Annotated in this window: 2 protein-coding genes; both read left to right on the top strand. The window is 35.4% G+C overall.

The window, feature by feature from the left end; translation table 11 throughout:
• Positions 1-157 precede the first annotated feature (157 nt).
• A complete protein-coding gene (locus OD91_RS06945; RefSeq protein ID WP_144895661.1) occupies positions 158-22,630 on the top strand; it encodes an Ig-like domain-containing protein in 22,473 nt (7,490 codons plus the stop codon).
• Positions 22,631-22,633: 3 nt separating this feature from the next.
• Positions 22,634-23,551: a type IX secretion system membrane protein PorP/SprF gene (locus OD91_RS06940; RefSeq protein WP_144895660.1), complete on the top strand. Its 918-nt coding sequence runs from the start codon at positions 22,634-22,636 to the stop codon at positions 23,549-23,551.

Raw genomic sequence — 23,551 nt, 5'->3', positions numbered from 1 at the left:
GTATACCCCTTTTTCTAAAAAGGATTCATAAAGATAGTTTTAATGCTGCCGTTTCTTATATCAACTTATATATTCTTACGAATAACATCAATATTTCAAAAAAATTGTTATGCCCAAATACAATGGTATTAGGGTTTCAAACTTTAAATACAACATCATGAGAAGAAAATTATCTAACATCACCAAAAAAGAAATTTCTTTAAACTTTAATTTATTTATAAAGCTTAGCATGGCATTTTTCATGTTATGTTCATTAAACATTTCTGCACAATCACCAGGAGGTGTATCACAAAGTGCAGGTTTAGTAAATGGTGTAGAATACACATACTATGAAGGCTATCAAAATGCAGCATCATTAACTGCACCCGCTGGTATTACTGGTGCTGTTAAAAATACGGGGTATATAGATGATTTAAATAATCCTCAAAATATATTTCTAAATGAAGATGCAGATACTTTTTCTTTAAAATTAGAAACAAGTTTGGAAATAACATCAGCAGGTACTTATAATTTTAGAGTTGTAAATGTTGAAGATTCTTTTGCTGTTTATGTAGATAATACTTTAAGGTTTTCAGGTGATTATGTTTTTATAACATCAACTTATACTTCACCAGATATTGAACTAACTGCTGGAAATCATACAATAGAAGTTAGATATAGTGAAAATGGTTCTGGTCAATTGTTTAATCTTGAATATGATGGTCCTGATAGTGGTAATACTTTTACAAGTATACCTTCAAATAAGCTTTTCATAACCAGTCCAATAATGACAGCTTGGTTTAAAGCAGATTTGGGTACAACAGCTACAGAAGCTGGTACTATTACAGCTTGGACTGACCAAAGTGCAAATGCTAATAATTTAACTTCAGCTAATGGAAATAACGGTAACACTAAATTTTACGGTACAACTTCGGGACAGTTAATAAACTTTAATCCTTCAATAGTTTTTACAGATGATCAGTTAGGTTCTGCAGATCATGCTAATGGAATTGCGTATGGTAAAAAAGGAAAAACTGTTTTTTCTGTTATTACAAAAACAACAGCAAATGCTGGGTCTGGATGGATAACAGCTGTAGGTGCAGATAATTCTACTTCATCTTCTTTTGGTTTATATACAACTGGTGATGATGCATATCTAACTGCTTGGTCAGATAACACGATAAAAGCTGATTTCATTTCACAAAACGATGCACCTTATATACTTGGTGGTCATTATCAAAATAATGAAATTGTTTCTTCAAATAATTCTTTTTTATATGGTGATGGAGCTCAATTAACAAATGACACTCAAAATTGGACAACCTTAATGAATGATTTTGATGATCTTTCAATAGGAACCCATAATGATTATACAGGTGATGGACACGATGGTAGAATTATGGAGGTTATTCATTACCCATGGGTACTTACAACTGTAGAGCGTCAAAAAGTAGAATCGTATTTAGCAATTAAGTATGGTGTTTCCTTAAATGCAGATTATTTTGCTTCTTCGGGTACAAAAATTTGGGATGCAACAGAAGCATCTTCAAATTATAATAATGGAATAACATTTATTGGAAAAGATATTGCATCTGCTTTAGATCAAAGAGTATCTAAATCAACAAAATCAGGTTCAATATTAACATATGCATTAGATAATAATTTTACTGTTGCAAATACAGATGCTGCAAGAAGTACACTACATGCAAATGATTTACAATTTTTAGGAATAGGTAATGATGGTTTAGGTACAGATTTGCAATCTACAGAATTGGATTTAGCATTATATTCTAGTAGATTAAAAAGAGAATGGAGAGTACAAAGTGAAAACTTTTCTCAAACAGTTAATTTAAAATTTGATGGACAAGGTACAACCTCTTCTAAAACAAATTATTTAGTAAAAAGTTCAGATGGAAATTTCTCAACTGGAACAACTCAAGTTGGAGCTTTAGATGCAAACGGAGAAATAACAGGTGTAACTTTAAATGATGGAGATTATTTTACAATAATATCATTATCAGCAGCACCAGGTGGTGTACCTTCAAATTTAGCCTTTTGGGTTAAAGCAGATGAGGTTACAAATATTGCTAGTGGTTGGGACGATAAATCTCCAAATGGAAACCTTATAGAAACAGTAGGTTCACTAACTCTAAATACAGGAAATACAGTACATAATTTTAATCCATATATCAATAACTTTAGTGGCTCTAATTTCTTTTCTGATGATACAAGTTCTTTAGCTCCAGACAATGTTTACACACAAAGAGACCTTACAGTTTTTGCTATTGCCAATGCTTCAAGTGCTGGGAATGGTAGAATAATAGGTATTGATAATGAAAATTCACCCACACATAATGGAGGAGAACCAGGTTTTGGAGTAAATGCTGGGAACCTAAATATGTATCGATTTTGGGAAAGTGTAGATCAAACTTCAACGTTAAGTGTAACTCCAGGGCAATCTTCACTGTATTCATGGAGTCCTGTCGGTACAACTCTGGACATAGGGTTAGATGGTCTAACACAAAATTTTACGATTCCAACAGGAGGAGTTTGGGGAGATCATTTAAACCTAGGGTACTCTGGTTTTAGTACTGGAGGTGGTGCTTTTCCTGGTGATATACAGGAAGTTATTTGGTATAATGGTAGTTTAAATGCAACACAAAAACAACAAGTAAATTCTTATTTGGCATTAAAATATGGTGTTACTTTAAATCAAAATAGCGCTATAGATTATTTAGCAGGAGATGGAACTACAAAATCTTGGGATGTTTTAAAAACAGACGGAAATACTTTTATACATGATATTGCAGGTATTGGTAGAGATGATAAAGCAAGTTTAAATCAAAAACAATCTAGATCAGTTAATAGTGATGCACAAGTTAGTATTTATTTAGGAGATCATTTATCTGGTTTAAAAGCATCAAACGCATTAAATGCAAGTACATTTTCTGCTACAAATAGTTTTTTAACATGGAGTAATAATAACTTAAGTATAGCCCCATCTATAACATACGAAACAACTAGTAGTGGTACAGATAAACCACATCGTATCATGCCAAGAGTATGGAAAGTACAAGAAACAGGTACAGTTGGCGAAGTAACAGTACATGCCCCAGAGTATTTTCATTACCTTTTAGTACATTCTTCTAGTGATTTTACTACAGGAACACCTACAGAATATCAATTACAAGATGATGGAAGTGGAAACTTAGTGGCTAAAGTAGATTTAACAGATGGTCAGTATTTTACTTTTGCATATGAGTTTTTTGCAGTAGAAAAATGTGAAAAAACGGCAGCACTAATTCATGGTGCAGATAATGATGACGATTCTGAAATAGGTATATCTGCTTGGGTTTCTAATGAAGACGGTACATTTGATACAGAAGAATATGCATATGGTGGTTTCGATAGAGAATCTACTTGGGGAACTACTGGAGTTTTTGGAAACGATTGGTATTCTTCAACTTATTTCGATGATGCAAATGAAGATGGGATTACAGATTTAATTCATGTAACAGAAAATAACAACAACTCAATATATGTTTATTTAGGTAATGGAGACAATACCTATAAATATGATGCAGTTGTTACATCTGGTATGCAAAAAGTTACAGATGGCTATATTTTTGCAGGTTTATCTGCTCATGAACAAGGTTGGATTGCAGATGTAAATGGAGATAGTAAAATAGATTATATTTTTTCTGGAGCAGATAATAAAGTACACGTATATTTAGGAAATGGAGATGGAACTTTTGCAAAAACAAGAATAACTACAAGTCTAATAGGAGCTAGTGGATTTAATACTAGTGGTAGATCTGCCAATGAAGAATTTTTATTAGCAGATGTAACTAATGACGGTTATGCAGATTTAGTAGGTACTTTTGATGATAGTGGTACAGGTAGATTACAAGTTTGGAGAGGAAAAAGCGATGGAACATTTGTGCCAGAATTGTATTTTAATGAACTGTTAGAAGATTCTGGAGGATCAAATTCTTCAGGTTCTGCTCAAGAAGAATATTCTCAATTTGTAGATGTAGATAATGATGGAGATTTAGATTATGCGCATGCAGAAGCTTTTGGAGCAATGGGTATTTGGGTCTATAAAAACTTAGGGCAAGGTCGTTTCTCAACTACAGCAACAAGAACAACAATTACAGCAGATCCTTTAGGAGGAACTACAAGGTTTGCAAATTCAACAAATGCAGAGCAATCATTTTTTCAAGATGTTACTGGAGATGGAAATGCAGATTATATTACAGCAGTAGATAATTTAGGTGCAGATTCTGGTATCACAGTGTATAAAGGAAATGGAGATGGTACTTTTGAAAATGTAGCAAATAAAACAAAAATTCCTTTAAAATTTGGTGCAGGAAATACAGGTAATCAATCAACTTTTATTAGTTGTGGTGTAATTTTAAAGCCAGAAATATGCAACAATTGTATAGATGATAATGGAGATGGTAAAATAGATAGTGCAGATCCATTATGTTCAACAGTTTCAACACCAGCATTTACAGAAAATAACAGTGGTAGTGTAGCGCTAATTTATGGTGATGATAGAAATGGAACAAGTGGTTTAGGAATTTCTTCTTGGGTTTCAAATGATGATGGTACATTTAGTACAACAGAAAATTCTTTTTCAGGTTTCAGTAGAGATAATATAGGAACAGAAAACTTTGGAGATAGTGCTTATGCGCAAAGTTTTTATGGTGATGTAGACAATGATGGAGATAAAGATTTAGTACATGTAACTGAAGACAATAACAGATCTATTTATGTGTATATAAATAATGGTAATAACACGTTTCAAACCAATTATATTGAAACCACAAAAATGGCAATTACAACTGACGGTAAACACTTTGCTGGTATTTCTGATGGAGAACAAGGTTGGTTAGCAGATGTAAATGGAGATTATAAATTAGATTATGTGTTTTCAGGAAATGATGGACAAATACATAGTTATTTTGGTAATGGTGATGGTACCTTTAAAAGACAAAGAGTTACTTCTCGTTTAACAGGTTCAGATTGGTATCATGCCAGTGGTAGATCTGTGTACGAACAATTCTTTTTAGAAGATGTAAATAAAGATTTTGTTGCAGATTTAGTAGGTGTTTTTGATGATTGGGGAAAACCTAGAATGGTTATTTGGAGAGGATATGGAGATGGTAGATTTAACCCTACACCAGTAGTAAACAAATTATTAAATGATGTTGGAGGTTCTAATTCTGGAGGTTCTGGTCAAGAAGAATTTTCTGCAATGGCAGATGTAAATAACGATGGATACATCGATTATTTACATGCAGAAGCCTATGGAAAAATGCAATTACATGCATTCTTAAATGATGGTACTGGAGATTTTAATGTAGCTCCAGTAAAAACAAATATTACAGTTGGCCCATTAAATGGAGCAACACGTTTTGCAAACTTAACAGATGCAGAACAATCCTTTTTTATAGATGTTAATAAAGATGGTAAAGTAGATTATATTACAGCAACAGATAATAGTGGTTCAAACTCTGGTATATCAGTTTATTTAGGAAATGGAGATGGTAGCTTTGCTACAGAACCTATAACTACAACTATTTCAAATTTTGGAGTGGGAACAAATTATTTAGAAGAAGCATCAATACAAAATGGTGTTTTCTTTAAAGCTGGAGAAACTAAAACAACTACTGTTGCACAAGTATCTTGTTGTAAATCTGGTACAGTAGCACCTATACTTTCAACATATAAAGCAAGTACTGGGCCAATTAATTTAGATGATATTCATACAGCTACTGCACCAACAGGTTCTACATTAGTTTGGAGTACAGAAAACGGTACAACAGCATATCCTTCAACATTTGTAACAATGCCAACAAATACTGTAGGTACCTATTATGCATATTATTATGATAGTGTTAACGCTTGTTACAGCCCTGCAAGTGCACCAGTAATTGTAACTGCAGATTTTGATGGTGATGGTATAGACAATGCTACAGATTTAGATGATGATAATGATGGAGTGTTAGATATAGATGAAATATCGTGTACGATATCTTCAACTCAAATAGATAAAACTGGAGTTACTGTTACAAGTGACAATACTTTTGCTATTGGTGGTGGAGATTTAAATAAACTTGTTAACGGAACAGATACTCAAGCTGCAATTTTATCTCCATCAGGAACAACTAATGGCACAATCTTATTTAAATTTGAATTTCCTTCGGTAAAAAAATTAAATTTAATAGAGCTCGGTCAATTTAGTGGCGGAAATTTATTAACAGTAGGATCAACGGTTAAAATAGAAGCAAGTACAGATGACAGTAATTGGGTAACTCTTGCTAATAGTTTAAGTTATAACACAACAGAAGTAGCTGGAGATTTTGCAGCTAGTGATTCATGGAAAATAGAATTTAATAACAACACAGAATATAAATATTATAGAATTGTAAATCTTACTGTTGCTAATGGTGGTGGTTGGCTTTCTCAAGCATTTTTCGGTCAATATAATTGTGTAGATTTAGATACTGATAATGATGGTATTTCTAATCGATTAGATTTAGATTCAGATGGAGATGGATGTTCAGATGCTTTAGAATCAGGTGCAACAACCTCAACCGCAAAAGATTATCAATTCCCTAATGTAGACACACAAAATAGTGATGGATTAGTTGATGCCGTTGATGCTACTGGAGATGGATTTATAGATTATAATTCAACATATTCTTTATACGCAACTTCAAGTACATTAAAATCTTGTTTAGATTCAGATGGAGATGGTGTAAATGATGTTATTGATATAGATGATGATAATGACGGTATTTTAGATAAAAATGAATGTACAGCATCATCTGTATCAAACATTGGTACATTTTCTACAGGAGCGGGTATTCAAACAAAAGGTACTATTATGCAGAATGGAGAGTCTATTGGTTTTACGATAGATCACGTAAGTTCTTTTGGCCCACAAAATTCAATTCATGCACCATTTTTTAATGATGCAAATACTTATGACCCAGTAGTAAACCCTGTAAAATCAGGACTTGCATTTACATTACAAGATGGAACTCCTAGTACCTATACTTTTACTTTCGATAAACCAATAACAAATCCAAGACTTCATATTTGGTCAATGGGAAATGGAACTGTTAACCCTAAAATGACATTCAGTAGAGATGTTATTTTAATTTCAAAATATCAATCTTCTTTAACTCAAGAGAATTCTACACAAATACAAACTTCTAGTACTAGTGGTGGAAATGGTACCATAGAAATAATAGGAACCATGACCTCTTTTAATTTTAGTTTAGATCAAGGAGAAAATTGGTGGTCACTTTTATTAGCAACTTATAATAATCCAGATTGTTCTTTAGATACAGACAATGATGGAATACCAAATAGTTTAGACTTAGATTCAGATGGAGATGGTTGTTTAGATGTAAATGAATCTGGAGGAATAGATGCAGATAATGATGGTGTTTTAGATGGAGATGGATTTAATACAAATGGTCAAGTAACAACAAGCAATGCTTTATTGGGTACAAGTTACGATGGTGTAACTGGTGGAGAAATAGAAGCAGTAAAGTTTGATGTTACTACTGCTCCTCAAGATAATAATACAGCAAGCGGTGCTACAACATTTACAGTTGCTGTAGATGCTAATAAAGCTACCGTATTCAATGCTGGAACACCAGATTTTACAACATCTACAGCAGATGCAAGTTCAGGATTAAACTATAAATGGCAAGTAGATAATGTAGATATTACAGCTTCTACAGATGGAAGTGTATATACAAACTTTAATACAGCAACCTTAAATATTAGCAATGTTGCTGGTTTAATAGGTAAAACATATAAAGTTATTATTTCTCATAATAGTGATACATGTACCACTATAGAAAAGAGTGCAAAACTTGTACAATTAAATGACTTTGACAATGATGGTGTAGATGATGCAACAGATTTAGATGATGACAATGATGGTATATTAGATTCTGTAGAAGGAAGTACAGATACAGATGGTGATGGAAGACCAAATGATAAAGATTTAGATTCAGATGGCGATGGTTGTTTTGATGCTAAAGAATCAGGTGGAATAGATGCAAATAATGATGGAGTTTTAGATGGTGATGGATTTGATGGAACAGGACAAGTAACAACAGGAGGTTCTACTTTAGCAACTAGTTACAATGGTGTAACTGGAGCAGAAGTTATTGCTGTTAAAGCAAGTTTAGCAACTTCTCCACAAGATAAAACTATAAATGAAGCAGATACAGTAACTTTTGGAGCTTTAGCTTCTGCAGAATCTGCAACAAGTTATGCTGCAGGATCACCAGTCTATGGTACAGATCTTAATGCAAATGCGGATTTAACATATCAATGGTATATTGGAAATGCGGGTTCTGGAGTTGCTTTAACAGAAACTTCACCTTACAGTGGTGTAACTTCTAGTACTTTAACAATCACAAATGCACCGTTAAGTTTCAATACTAATAAATATTATGTAGTTGTAACTCATACAAATAATGCATGTGTTTCTTTAGAAAGTACTGCAGCTACTTTAACTGTAGATCCATTTAATACGGCACCAGTAAATACAGTGCCAATAGGCCTAAATGCACCTGAAAATACAGGGACTGAAGATCCTATAGGTATTACTGGAATTGGTATTGCAGATGCTGATAATAATTTAGCGAGTGCAGTTTTAAGCTCTGCAAATAATGGAATCATAAACATAACAGCAAGTGGTGCAGCAATAGTTACTAATAATGATTCAAGTAGTGTTACCATTACAGGTACGCAAGAAGATATCAATAACTCATTAGCTACAGCTACTTATAAAGGAAATATGAGTTATGTAGGAAATGATACGCTTACATTACTAGCTACAGATGGAGCAGATACACCATTAACAGATTCAGACACATTTATGATTGCTGTTGGAAGTGTTACTAACGCAGCACCTGTAAATACAGTACCTGCAACTCAACCAGCATCAGAAAATACTGATAAAGTAATTACAGGAATAAGTGTAGCTGATGCAGATGGAAATTTAGTAACTACAGAAATAAAAGCAAATAGTGGTACTATAACTGTTACAGGTTCAGGATCAGTAGCTGTTAGTACTAATGGAACTAGTACTGTAACTATGACAGGTTCTCAAGCAGATATTAACGCAACTATTGCAAGTATTACCTATAAAGGAAATGCTAATTTTAGCGGAAATGATACAATAACAGTTACATCTACAGATAGTGCAAGTTCACCAGAAACAGATATAGATACATTTACAGTAAATGTTGCTGCAGTAGATTTTAATCCTGTAAATACGATGCCAGTTGCTCAGTCAACTTCACAAAATGTAAGTAAAGTGATTTCTGGTGTTAGTGTTACAGATGCAGATGATAATTTAGCTTCAACACAAATTAGTGTAACAAACGGTACTTTAACAGTGCCAACAGCTGGTGGTGGAAGTATTTCAAATAATGGGACTGCTAGTGTAACAATTGCAGGAACAGAAACTGAGATTAATGCTGCATTAGCTAGCATAACGTATGCTCCAACAAATAATTTTTCAGGAGGTTCTACGTTAACAGTATTATCTACAGATAGTACTTCTGGAACTCCTTTAACAGATTCAGACGATTTAACAATAACAGTAGGTTCAGTTACTGCTCCATTAAACACAATACCAGCTGCTCAAACTACTCCTCAAAATGTAAATAAAGTTATAACAGGAATTAGTGTTACAGATGCTGATGGAAATCTAACAATGACACAAGTTAGTGTGACAAACGGTACTTTATCTGTTACTACAGGTGGTGGAGGAACAATTAATAATGATGGTACAGCAAGTGTAACTATTATAGGAACAGAAGCTCAAATAAATGCAGCATTGGCAAGTGTAACGTATGCTCCAACAAATAATTATTCAGGAGGATCTACTTTAACTGTTTTATCTACAGATAGTACTTCAGGTACAGCATTAACAGATTCAGATAATTTAGCTATTTCTGTTACAGCTCCAGCCAATACAGCACCAGTTACAAATGCAGTAGCTTCTACTTCAATGAGTAGTTCTGCAGGAGCGACAGCGTTACCAGATCCAACAGCTACCGATCCAGATGGAACTATTGCGGGATATGTTGTAAAGACATTACCAACAGGAGGAATCTTACAATACACTGAAGATGGGACAGGAACGGTAAAAACAGTAACTGCCAATGAAGAGTTAACCCCAGATGAGATAAAGACATTAACATTCGATCCAGCAGGAACAACAAATGCGAATACTAGTTTCACTATTGCCGCAAAAGACAATGATGGAACAGAAGATAGTACACCAGAAACAGTAGGAATTACCTTAACGAATGCAGAACCAGTTACTAATGCAGTTGCTTCTACATCAATGAGTAGTTCAGCAGGAGCAACAGCGTTGCCAGATCCAACAGCTACCGATCCAGATGGAACTATTGCAGGTTATGTTATAAAAACATTACCAACAGGAGGAATCTTACAATACACAGAAGATGGAACAGGAACGGTAAAAACAGTAACTGCCAATGAAGAGTTAACCCCAGATGAGATAAAGACATTAACATTCGATCCAGCAGGAACAACCAATGCGAATACTAGTTTCACTATTGCCGCAAAAGATAATGATGGAACAGAAGATAGTACACCAGAAACAGTAGGAATTACCTTAACGAATGCAGAACCAGTTACTAATGCAGTTGCTTCTACATCAATGAGTAGTTCAGCAGGAGCAACAGCGTTGCCAGATCCAACAGCTACCGATCCAGATGGAACTATTGCGGGATATGTTGTAAAGACATTACCAACAGGAGGAATCTTACAATACACTGAAGATGGGACAGGAACGGTAAAAACAGTAACAGCTAATGAAGAGTTAACCCCAGATGAGATAAAGACATTAACATTCGATCCAGCAGGAACAACAAATGCGAATACTAGTTTCACTATTGCCGCAAAAGATAATGATGGAACAGAAGATAGTACACCAGAAACAGTAGGAATTACCTTAACGAATGCAGAGCCAGTTACGAATGCAGTTGCTTCTACATCAATGAGTAGTTCAGCAGGAGCAACAGCGTTGCCAGACCCAACAGCTACCGATCCAGATGGAACCATTGCAGGTTATGTTGTAAAAACATTACCAACAGGAGGAATCTTACAATACACAGAAGATGGAACAGGAACGGTAAAAACAGTAACAGCTAATGAAGAGTTAACCCCAGATGAGATAAAGACATTAACATTCGATCCAGCAGGAACAACAAATGCGAATACTAGTTTCACTATTGCCGCAAAAGATAATGATGGAACAGAAGATAGTACACCAGAAACGGTAGGAATTACATTAACAAATTCTGAACCAGTTACTAATGCAGTTTCTTCTACATCAATGAGTAGTTCAGCAGGAGCAACAGCGTTGCCAGATCCAACAGCTACCGATCCAGATGGAACCATTGCAGGTTATGTTGTAAAAACATTACCAACAGGAGGAATCTTACAATACACAGAAGATGGGACAGGAACGGTAAAAACAGTAACAGCCAATGAAGAGTTAACACCAGATGAGATAAAGACTTTAACGTTCGATCCAGCTGGAACAACCAATGCTGATACAAGTTTTACATTAGCAGCCAAAGATGGAGAAGGGCTAGAAGATAGTACACCAGAAACTGTAGGAATTACCTTAACGAATGCAGAGCCAGTTACTAATGCAGTTGCTTCTACATCAATGAGTAGTTCAGCAGGAGCAACAGCGTTACCAGATCCATCAGGAACAGATTCAGATGGAAGTATTGCAAGTTATGTAGTAAAGAGTTTACCAAGTGGTGGAATTTTAGAATTAGCAGATGGAACTGATGTAACAGTAGGTATGGAACTTACTCCAACTCAAGCAGCAGGTTTAACATTTGATCCAGACGGAACAACCAATACAGATACAAGCTTTACCATTACCGCAAAAGACAATGAAGGTTTAGAAGATTCAACCCCAGCAACGGTAAGTATCACTTTAAACAATGCAGAGCCAACGACTAATGATTTAACGTCAGTAGCAATAAGTAGTTCAGCAGGAGCGAGTGCTTTACCAGATCCAACAGGAAATGATGATGATGGAAGCATTGCAAGTTATGTTATAAAAACATTACCAAGCGGAGGAACTTTAGAATTAGCAGATGGTACTGATGTAACAGTAGGTATGGAACTTACTCCAACTCAAGCAGCAGGTTTAACATTTGATCCAGACGGAACAACCAATGCAAATACAAGTTTTACCATTGCAGGAAAAGATAATGAAGGTTTAGAAGATTCTACACCAGCGACGGTGAGTATTATATTAAACAATGCAGAACCAACAACAGATGATTTAACGGCAGTAGCAATAAATAGTTCAGCAGGAGCGAGTGCTTTACCAGATCCAACAGGAAATGATGATGATGGAAGCATTGCAAGTTATGTTGTAAAAACATTACCGAGCGGAGGAACTTTAGAGTTAGCAGATGGAACCGATGTAACAGTAGGACAAGTTTTAACTCCAACACAAGCAAATGGCTTAACATTTGATCCAGATGGAACAACAAGTGCAAATACAAGCTTTACAATTGCTGCAAAAGATAATGAAGGTTTAGAGGATTCTACACCAGCAACGGTTAGTATCACTTTAAATAATACCGAACCTACAACTGATGATTTATCAGCAGTAGCAATGAGTAGTTCGGCAGGAGCGAGTGCCTTACCAGATCCAACAGGAAATGATGGTGATGGAAGTATTGCAAGTTATGTTGTAAAAACATTACCAAGTGGAGGAACTTTAGAGTTAGCAGATGGTACGGATGTTACAGTAGGTATGGAACTTACTCCAACACAAGCAAATGGTTTAACATTTGATCCGGATGGAACAACCAATACAGATACAACCTTTACTATTGCAGCAAAAGATAATGAAGGTTTAGAAGATAGTACACCAGCAACGGTGAGTATCACCTTAAATAATGCAGCACCAATTGCACAAGATGATTCGGTTACTATTAATGAAGATACAAATGCAACTATTAATGTTATTACCAATGATTCAGATTTAGATGGGTCAATTAACAATACGACTGTAGATTTAGATACAAGTAGTCCAGGTGTTCAAAACACTAAAACAACACCAGAAGGAGTTTGGACAGTAAATGCTAGTGGTGTTGTAAGTTTTGATCCTATTGATGATTATAATGGAACAGCTAATTTAACATATACCGTAAAGGATAATGAAGGTGTATTATCTAATAGTGGAACTATATCAGCAATTGTTACACCTGTAAATGATGCTCCAGTAGCAGCAAACGATGCAGTTGCAACAGATCCAAATGTACCAGTAGCAATACCAGTATTAACTAATGATACAGATGTAGATAATACTACATTAACAGTTTCAAGTATAACAAGTAATCCAACACAAGGTTCAGTAACTATTAATGCAAATGGAACGATAACATATACTCCAAATCCTTCGTTTACAAACGGAACAGATACATTTACATATCAAGTTTGTGATGCAGTATCAGGAGGATTATGTGATACAGCAAGCGTATCTGTAAGTGTACCAAATACACCTTTATCTCCAACAGCAAATCCAGATACAAATACTGTAGCAGAAGGAGGTACATTAAACGTAGTACTTCCAGGGGTATTATCTAATGATACAGATGCAAATTTAGATACCTTATCTATTGTAGACTTTAAGATTGGTGCAGATACTTTTACTGCAGGTCAAACAGCTACGATTACGGATAAAGGAACTTTAAAAATAAATTCTGATGGTAGTTATGAATTTACTGCTTTAGGAGATTTTAATGGAACTTTCCCAACAGTTACTTATACAGTAAGTGATGGTACAAGTACTGCTAATTCAACAAGTACATTAACTATAGATGTTACTTCGGTAAATGATGCTCCAGTAGCAAATAATGACACTGTTACTGTTGATGAAGATACAAATGCTACTGTTAATGTAACAACTAATGATACAGATGTTGATGGAGCTATTGATGCTACTACAGTAGATTTAGATCCAGCAACAGCAGGTATTCAAAATACAGTAACAACTCCAGAAGGAGTTTGGACAGTAGATTCAGTAGGAGAAATTACTTTTGATCCAGTAGATAATTATAATGGTACTGCAACTATTTCTTATACAGTAAAAGATAATCAAGGATTAGAAACTTCAAATCCAGGAACAGTATCGGTTATTGTAAATGCAGTTAATGATACTCCAGTTGCAGCAAATGATTCTGTTACCGTAAATGAAGATACCGATGCTACTGTAAATGTAGTAACAAATGATAGTGATAATGATGGGACGATAGATGCAACAACAGTTGATTTAGATCCTGCTACTTTAGGAGTTCAGAACACAAAAACAACGCCTCAAGGAGAATGGAGTGTAGACGCCAATGGTGTAGTAACTTTTGATCCAGCAGATAATTATAACGGAACAGCAACACTAGATTATACTGTTAAAGATAATTTAGGAAAAGTTTCAAGTCCAGGGACAATTTCAGTTTCAGTGACTCCTGTAAATGATTCGCCTGTTTTAGTTGTAGATATGGTTACGATAAGTGAAGACTCTAATGCAACAGTTAATGTTGTAGCAAACGATACTGATGTAGATGGAACAATTGACCCAACTTCAGTAGATCTAGATCCAACAACTCCTGGCGTACAAAATACTGTAACCACACCTGAAGGGGTTTGGTCTGTAGATGCTAATGGAGTAGTAACATTTGATCCAGTAGATAATTTTAATGGAACAGCAACAATATCTTATACAGTAAAAGATAACGATGGTCTTTTAGCTTCAACACCTGGAACAATTTCTGTTATGGTGACTTCAGTAAATGATTTACCAGTAGTAACAGATGATACAGTTACAACAACAGAAGATGCCAATGTATCAATAAATGTACTTACTAATGATACAGATCCAGATGGAACAATTGATGCTACTTCGGTAGATTTAGATCCAAGTACACCAGCTAAAGAAAGTACAATAACTACTCCTGCAGGAGTTTGGACAGTTGATGCTAATGGTGTAGTAACTTTAGATCCAGCTGAAAACTTTACAGGAACAGCAACATTACCGTATACGGTTAAGGATGATGAAGGAACAACTTCAAATCAAGGAACCATAAATGTTACTGTAGAAAAAGATACAGATAAGGATGGTATTGCAGATACAGTAGATGCAGATGATGATAATGATGGAATTCCAGATTCAGTAGAACAAAACGGAGATGTAAATGCAGATTTAGATGGCGATGGCATCCCAAATCATTTAGATTTAGATTCAGATGGCGATGGTATGACAGATGCACAAGAAGCAGGAGGAATTGATGCAAATGGTGATGGAAAAATAGATTCTTTTACAGATGCAAATAATGACGGATTAGATGATACAATTGCAGCGACTCCATTACCAACACCAAATACAGATGGAACACCTAAACAAGACTTTTTAGATGCAGATTCGGATGGCGATGGTATTCCAGATAATTTAGAAGCGCAAGCACATGCATCGTATGAAGCGCCAAAAGGAACAGATACAGATGGCGACGGTATAGATGATGCATATGACTCTGACAACGGAGGTACACCAATAAAAACACCAGTAAATTCTGATAGTGATTCAATTCCAAATCATTTAGATTTAGATTCAGATGGCGATGGAATTATAGATAATATAGAAGTACAATCTACTATAGGGTATCAAGCACCAGGTGTAGATACTGATGGTAATGGACTGGCAGATAACTATGAAACAACACCAGGATCAGGAATCTTAAAGAACGCACCTGTAAATTCAGATGGAACAGATCTTCCAGACTATTTAGATTTAGACTCGGATAATGATGCAGTTTCAGATTCTGTAGAAGCATATGATACTGATGGTGATGATGTAGCAGATAAAACTGCAACAGGAACAGATGCTGATGGTGATGGAATCGATGACGGATATGATGTAGTTACTGGAGGAACAAATGCTCCTAATGCAGCAACAAATGGAGGACAAGATGTAACAGGATTCCCGAATGATCAGAATGCAAATACTGCAGAAATAGATTATAGAGATGATAGTACTCCAGCATCAGCAGCTCTTAAAGATACTGATGGCGATAGTGTAAAAGATATAACAGACAAAGATGATGATAATGATGGGATTATAGATTCGGTAGAATCATTAGGATTTATACCAACTGCAAGTGCAGCAGACGATTGCGGATTCCCATCGGTTAATTTTACAAGCCCAACGTATGTTGCAGGAACAGGATTAACAGGAGCAGGATCTATTAATGCACAATACAGATTTGAGAATGTAGCAAATTATGGAGGATCTATAGGTATTGTAGATGCTATTGTAGAGATTACAGATATTAAAGGAGGCGCAAGTTTACTAAATATTGATAAAGCAACCACAGGAGACCCTAAAGCATGGCAGCCAGAATTTACGGTGCCAACACCAACAGGTAATACTGCTCAGATGGCATTTAAGGTGAAGTTTGTATTAGATGGGACAACAAATCTATTTAATATTGGAAGAATCGGTGGAGTTATTTATGATATCGATGGTGCTAATGCTCAAGAAGCAGTAATATTATCGCGACCAGGTTTATATGCAGTAGATAGTCAAACACTATTAAATGTAGTTCCAAATACAACTGCAGGAACAGTTGTGTTTACAGGGCCAGATGATACGTATTCAGGAGTAGATTTATCGCCTAAATTGGCAGCTTACTTTAACTATTATAATTTATCAGAATTTGAAATTAGATTCTCAGCAGAATTACTTTCAAGTTCGGCGAATACAAATTTAGGATCAGTATTATTTAATATTTGTGGAATCAACGGATTGTTTGAAGGAAATACAACGACAGCTAATCCATCACAAACTAATGGAACATCAGAGCCTTCAGGGCCAGGAACTTTCTCAGTCTTTACTGTAAATGACGGTATAGACAGTGATCAAGATGGTATTCCAGATGAAAAAGATTTAGATTCTGATAATGATGGTATTCCAGATAATGTAGAAGCACAAGAAACAGCTAATTATAAAGCTCCAGATGCAGATACGGATAGTGATGGTCTTTCTGAGGTATATGAAGGATCTGGAGATAAAGGTATTCAGCCAGTAGATACTGACGGCGATGGAACCCCAGATTATTTAGATACTGATTCAGATAATGATGGAAAGAATGATACCGTAGAGGCAGGATTTACAATTTCAACGTCAAATGCAGATGCAGATGGAGACGGATTAGTAGATGGGTATGATGATGTAAATACAACTGGAAACCCATTTGATGTAAATGATGACCAAAACAACGGAGCTGCTGATACTGCAAATACAAATACATCAACAACAGAAGTAGACTATAGAGAAGCATTAGATACAGATGGAGATGGAATTATAGATCTAGTAGATACCGATGATGATAATGATGGTATTACAGATACAATTGAACAAAAAGGAAATCCAACTAGAGATACCGATGGAGATGGTACCCCAGATCATTTAGATTTAGATTCAGATGGCGATGGCGTAAAAGACATTGTAGAAGCAGGAGGTACAGATGCTAATAATGATGGAAAAGTAGACGATATCAATCCAGATGGTACTCTTATAAATGATATAGATAATGACGGGTTAGATGATGGAATAGATGGTAATAATGGTGAAGTAGATTCAGATAATGATGGGATTTACGATTTCCAAGATACCGATGACGATGGAGATGGAGTTGACACTAAAGATGAAGATGTACAAACAGCAGATGGAAACCCAACAAATGATGATACAGATGGTGATACGATTCCAAATTATTTAGATTCAGATGATGATGGAGATGGAATTGATACTAAAGATGAAGACATACAAACTGCAGATGGAAATCCAACAAATGATGATAGCGACGGAGATAATACACCTAACTATTTAGACGCTGATGATGATGGAGACGGTGTGGATACTAAAGATGAAGACATTAATAATGATAGTAACCCTACAAATGATGATTCGGATAATGATACGATCCCTAATTATTTAGATACCGATGATGATGGCGATGGAGTAGATACTAAAGATGAAGATGTAGTTACGACTAATGGAAACCCATCGGATGATGATACTGATGGTGATACGATTCCAAATTATTTAGATCCAGACGATGATGGAGACGGAATCGACACTAAAGATGAAGATGTAGAAACAGTAGATGGTAATCCAGCAAATGATGATACAGATAATGATAATACACCGGATTATTTAGATCCAGATGATGATGGAGATGGAATTAATACGAAAGATGAGGATGTTAATAATGATAATAATCCAACAAATGATGATACAGATAATAATGGAACACCAAATTATTTAGATCCAGATGATGATGGTGATGGAGTTACTACCAAAGATGAAGATGTAGAAACAGTAGATGGTAACCCAACAAATGATGATACCGATAATGATGGAACACCAGATTATTTAGATCCAGATGATGATGGCGATGGAGTTAATACATCAGATGAAGATGTAGATAATGATAATAATCCAACGAACGATAATACAGATTCTGATACACTTCCAAATTACTTAGACCCAGATGATGATGGAGATGGAATTAATACAGTTGATGAAGATGTAAATGGCGATAACAATCCAACGAACGATAATACAGATTCTGATTCACTTCCTAATTATTTAGATCCAGATGATGATGGAGATGGTATCAATACGACAGATGAAGATTTAGATAATGATAATAATCCAACAAATGACGATTCAGATAATGATGGAACTCCAAATTATTTAGATCCAGATGACGATGGAGATGGCATTAATACATCAGATGAAGATGCAAATAATGATGGAAATCCAACTAATGATGATTCAGATAGTGATGGAACTCCAGATTATTTAGACAATGATGATAATGATGGAGATGGTATTGCAGACAGTATTGATGAAGATGATGATAATGATGGAATACCAGATTCTGTAGAGCAAAATGGAAATCCAACAAGAGATACAGATGGAGATGGCATTCCAGACCATTTAGATCTAGATGCAGATAATGATGGTATTTTAGATATCATTGAAGCAGGCGGAACAGATTCTAACAATGATGGAAGAGTAGATAATATTAATCCAGATGGAAGTTTAACTAATGACTCAGATAATGATGGATTAGATGATGCTGTTGATACCAACAATGGAGGTACAAGTTTACCAATGACAGATTCAGATAATGTAGCACCAGCAGATTTCCAAGACACAGATTCAGATAATGATGGAGTTACAGATTTAGTTGAAGGAGGAACAAGTCCAACAGAAGATGCCAATAATGATGGTATGATGGATAATACCACAGATACAGATAATGATGGAATTTCGGATGTTGTAGATTCAGACAATGGTGGTACACCAGCAAATACACCAGATACAGATAATGATTCAACGTTAGATTTCCAAGATGCAGATGATGATAGCGATGGAGTAAATACAGCAGATGAAGATGTAGAAACAGTAGATGGTAATCCAACGAATGATGATACAGATAATGATGGTACCCCAGATTATTTAGATCCGGATGATGATGGCGATGGAGTAAATACATCAGATGAAGATGTAGAAACAGCAGATGGTAATCCAATGAATGATGATACAGATAATGATGGTACCCCAGATTATTTAGATCCAGATGATGATGGTGATGGAGTAAATACATCAGATGAAGATCCTAATAATGATGGAAATCCAGCAAATGATGATTCAGATGGAGATGGAACCCCAGATTATTTAGATAATGATGATAATGATGGAGATGGTATTGCAGATAGTCTTGATGAAGATGATGATAATGATGGGATTCCAGATAGTGTAGAACAAAATGGAAATCCAGCAAAAGATACAGATGGAGATGGAACCCCAGATCATTTAGACTTAGATTCAGATAATGATGGAATTCTAGATATCGTAGAAGCAGGTGGAACAGATGCAAATAATGATGGTAAGGTAGATGGAATCAATCCTGATGGAAGTTTAACAAACGATACTGATAATGATGGATTAGAAGATACTGTAGATGCAAATAATGGAGGAACTAGTTTACCAATACCAGATACCGATGGAGATGGAACATCAGATTACCAAGATTTAGACTCAGATAATGATGGAGTGTCGGATTTAATTGAAGGAGGAACAGATCCAGCAGTAGATGCAAATAACGATGGTAAAATAGATGATGCTTCAGATGCAGATACAGATGGAATTTCAGATATTGTGGATAAAGATAGTGGAGGTAAACCAGCAGATACTCCAGACACAGACAACGATGGAATTTTAGATTTCCAAGATTCAGATGACGATGGAGATGGAGTTGATACTAAAGATGAAGACATTGATAAAGACGGAGATTCAATAGATGATGATACTGATAATGATAGTATTCCAAATTATTTAGATCCAGACGATGATGGAGATGGAGTTAATACTAAAGATGAAGATGCTAATAATGATAACAATCCAACGAATGATGATACCGATAATGATGGTACGCCAGATTATTTAGATACAGATTCAGATGGAGATGGCATTAATGATTCAGTAGAAGGATCTCTAGATTCAGATGGAGATGGTATACCAAACTTCCAAGATTCAGATGATGATGGTGATGGTGTTGATACAAAAGATGAAGATATCGATAAAGATGGCGATCCAACTGATGACGATACAGATGGCGATGGTACACCAAACTATCTAGATTCAGATGATGATGGAGACGGTATAGATTCTAAAGATGAAGATGTAAATAGTGATAACAATCCTGCGAATGATGATACCGACAATGATGGTACTCCAAATTATTTAGATTCAGATGATGATGGAGATGGAATTAATACTTCTGATGAAGATGTAAATAATGATGGAAATGTAAATAATGATAATACAGATGGAGATGGAATTCCTAATTATTTAGATTCAGACGATGATGGTGATGGTGTTAATACAGGAGAAGAAGATGTAAATAATGACGGTAATCCAACCAATGATGATACAGATTCAGACAGTACGCCAGATTATTTAGATTCAGATGATGATGGAGATGGTGTTAGTACAGAAGATGAAGATGTAGATAATGATGGAAATCCAACCAATGATGATACAGATTCAGATAGTACACCAGATTATTTAGATTCAGATGATGATGGTGACGGTGTGTCAACAGATGATGAAGATGTAGATAATGATGGAAATCCAACGAATGACGATACAGATTCAGATAGTACACCAGATTATTTAGATTCAGACGATGATGGTGATGGCGTTTCAACAGATGATGAGGATATAGATAATGATGGTAATCCAACGAATGATGATACAGATTCAGATAGTACACCAGATTATTTAGACTCAGATGATGATGGTGATGGAGTGTCAACAGAAGATGAAGACGTAGACAATGATGGAAATCCAACAAATGACGATACAGATTCAGATAGTACACCAGATTATTTAGATTCAGATGATGATAATGATGGTGTTTCAACAGAAGATGAAGATGTAGATCAAGATGGCAACCCAACTGATGACGATACAGATGGCGATGGTACACCTAACTATTTAGATACCGATGATGATGGTGATGGAATTGATACCGAAGATGAAGATGCTAATAATGATGGCGATGTAACAAATGATGATACTGATAATGACGGAACGCCAAATTATCTAGATAATGATGATACAAGTTTAGACTCAGATAATGATTCTGTACCTGATATTGTTGATTTAGATGATGATAATGATGGAATTCCAGATTTAATTGAAAACGGGGGAGACTTTACTTTAGATACAGATGGAGATGGTACCCCAGATCATTTAGATTTAGATTCAGACGGAGATGGTATTTTTGATCTTGTAGAATCAGGTTCAGGTGCTCCAGATGCAGATAATGATGGTGTAATTGATGGTTCTCAATCTCGTTCAGGTAGAAATGGAATATTTGATGCTTTAGAAACATCAGCAGATAGTGGAACGCTATTAAGAGAACCAAGAGATACAGACGGAGATGGGAAACGTGATTTCCAAGATACAGATGATGATGGAGATGGTATCGATACAGCCGATGAAGATGTGGTTGCAGTAGATGGAGATCCAACAAATGATGATACAGATGGAGATGGTATTCCAAATTATTTAGATAATGATGATGATGGAGATGGTATTTTATCTATAAATGAATCTATGTTAGACTGTGATGAGGATAATATTCCAGATCATATTGATGTTACAGAATGTGATTTAGTACCTAAAGGATTCTCTCCAAATGGAGATGGTGTAAATGATGTATTGATTATTCCAGCTTTAGCTGAGTATCCTAACTTTAAATTGGAAATTTATAATCGTTTTGGTAATACGGTTTATACATACCAAAATAAAGGGCAAAGAGTTCAGAAAACTTTTGGATGGGATGGAAAATCAAATGTTTCAACAACCAAAGAATTTGGTGTCCCAGTAGGAACTTATTTTTACACTATTTATTTTAACAAAGGCAATAAAAAACCAATTGCAGGTTGGGTTTATTTAAACAGATAAAATATGAAATTAGAGAAGATATTAGTAGGGTTATTAATGCTGTTGAGCGTAAGTATTTACGCTCAGCAAGACCCACAGTACACGCATTATATGTACAATATGAATATTGTGAATCCAGCTTATGCAGGATCACAAGAAGCGATGACGGTTAACTTTTTAGGTAGAAGCCAGTGGATTGGTATCCAAGGCGCACCCCAAACAGTCGCACTAGGAATTCATGCACCTGTAGGAAAGAAGGTAGGATTAGGACTCTCTATTATAGCAGACCGACTAGGACCTGTAAGAGAACAAAGCTCGTATGCAGATTTTAGTTATACCCTGCAAGTAGGAGAGGACAAACACTTAGCCTTAGGATTAAAAGCAGGATTCTCCTTTTTAGATGTGAACTTGCCTTTTATCCAAACAACCAACCCAGGAGATGTGGCTTTTGCCAATCGAATTAACAGAGCGCTCCCAAACTTTGGAGCAGGAGTTTTTTATTATACTGATAAGTTCTATGCAGGAGTCTCTTTACCCAATATGTTAAAGACCCTCCATTTTGATAAGGCAGGAGGAAGTATAACAAAAGCAAGTGATGTAGCCCATTACTTTATTACCAGTGGATATGTATTTGATTTAAGTGAAACTTTAAAGTTCAAACCTTCATTTATGGTCAAGACCGCACCTGGAGCACCAACCTCGATAGACCTATCAGGAAACATACTATTGAATGATAAACTAGAATTTGGACTCTCATACCGTTTTGATGATTCTATATCAACCCTTATCAATGTACGAGCAACTAACAACCTGAGATTAGGCTATGCCTATGATCATACGGTTAGTAATTTAGGACAATTTAATTCAGGCTCCCATGAGGTGTTTTTATTATTTGATTTTTCATTTGTTAGTGATAAGATAAAATCACCAAGATTCTTTTAA

Origin of the sequence: Lutibacter sp. Hel_I_33_5, assembly GCF_007827455.1 — a bacterium.
Lineage (GTDB): Bacteria > Bacteroidota > Bacteroidia > Flavobacteriales > Flavobacteriaceae > Polaribacter.
The sequence above is the reverse complement of the archived record's forward strand: the minus strand, read 5'-3'. Positions and strand labels throughout refer to the sequence as shown.

Bases quoted from the DNA above. Each gene is read 5' to 3' on its own strand.
- OD91_RS06945 (WP_144895661.1), top strand. From the start codon at position 158: ATGAGAAGAAAATTATCTAACATCACCAAAAAAGAAATTTCTTTAAAC.
- OD91_RS06940 (WP_144895660.1), top strand. From the start codon at position 22,634: ATGAAATTAGAGAAGATATTAGTAGGGTTATTAATGCTGTTGAGCGTA.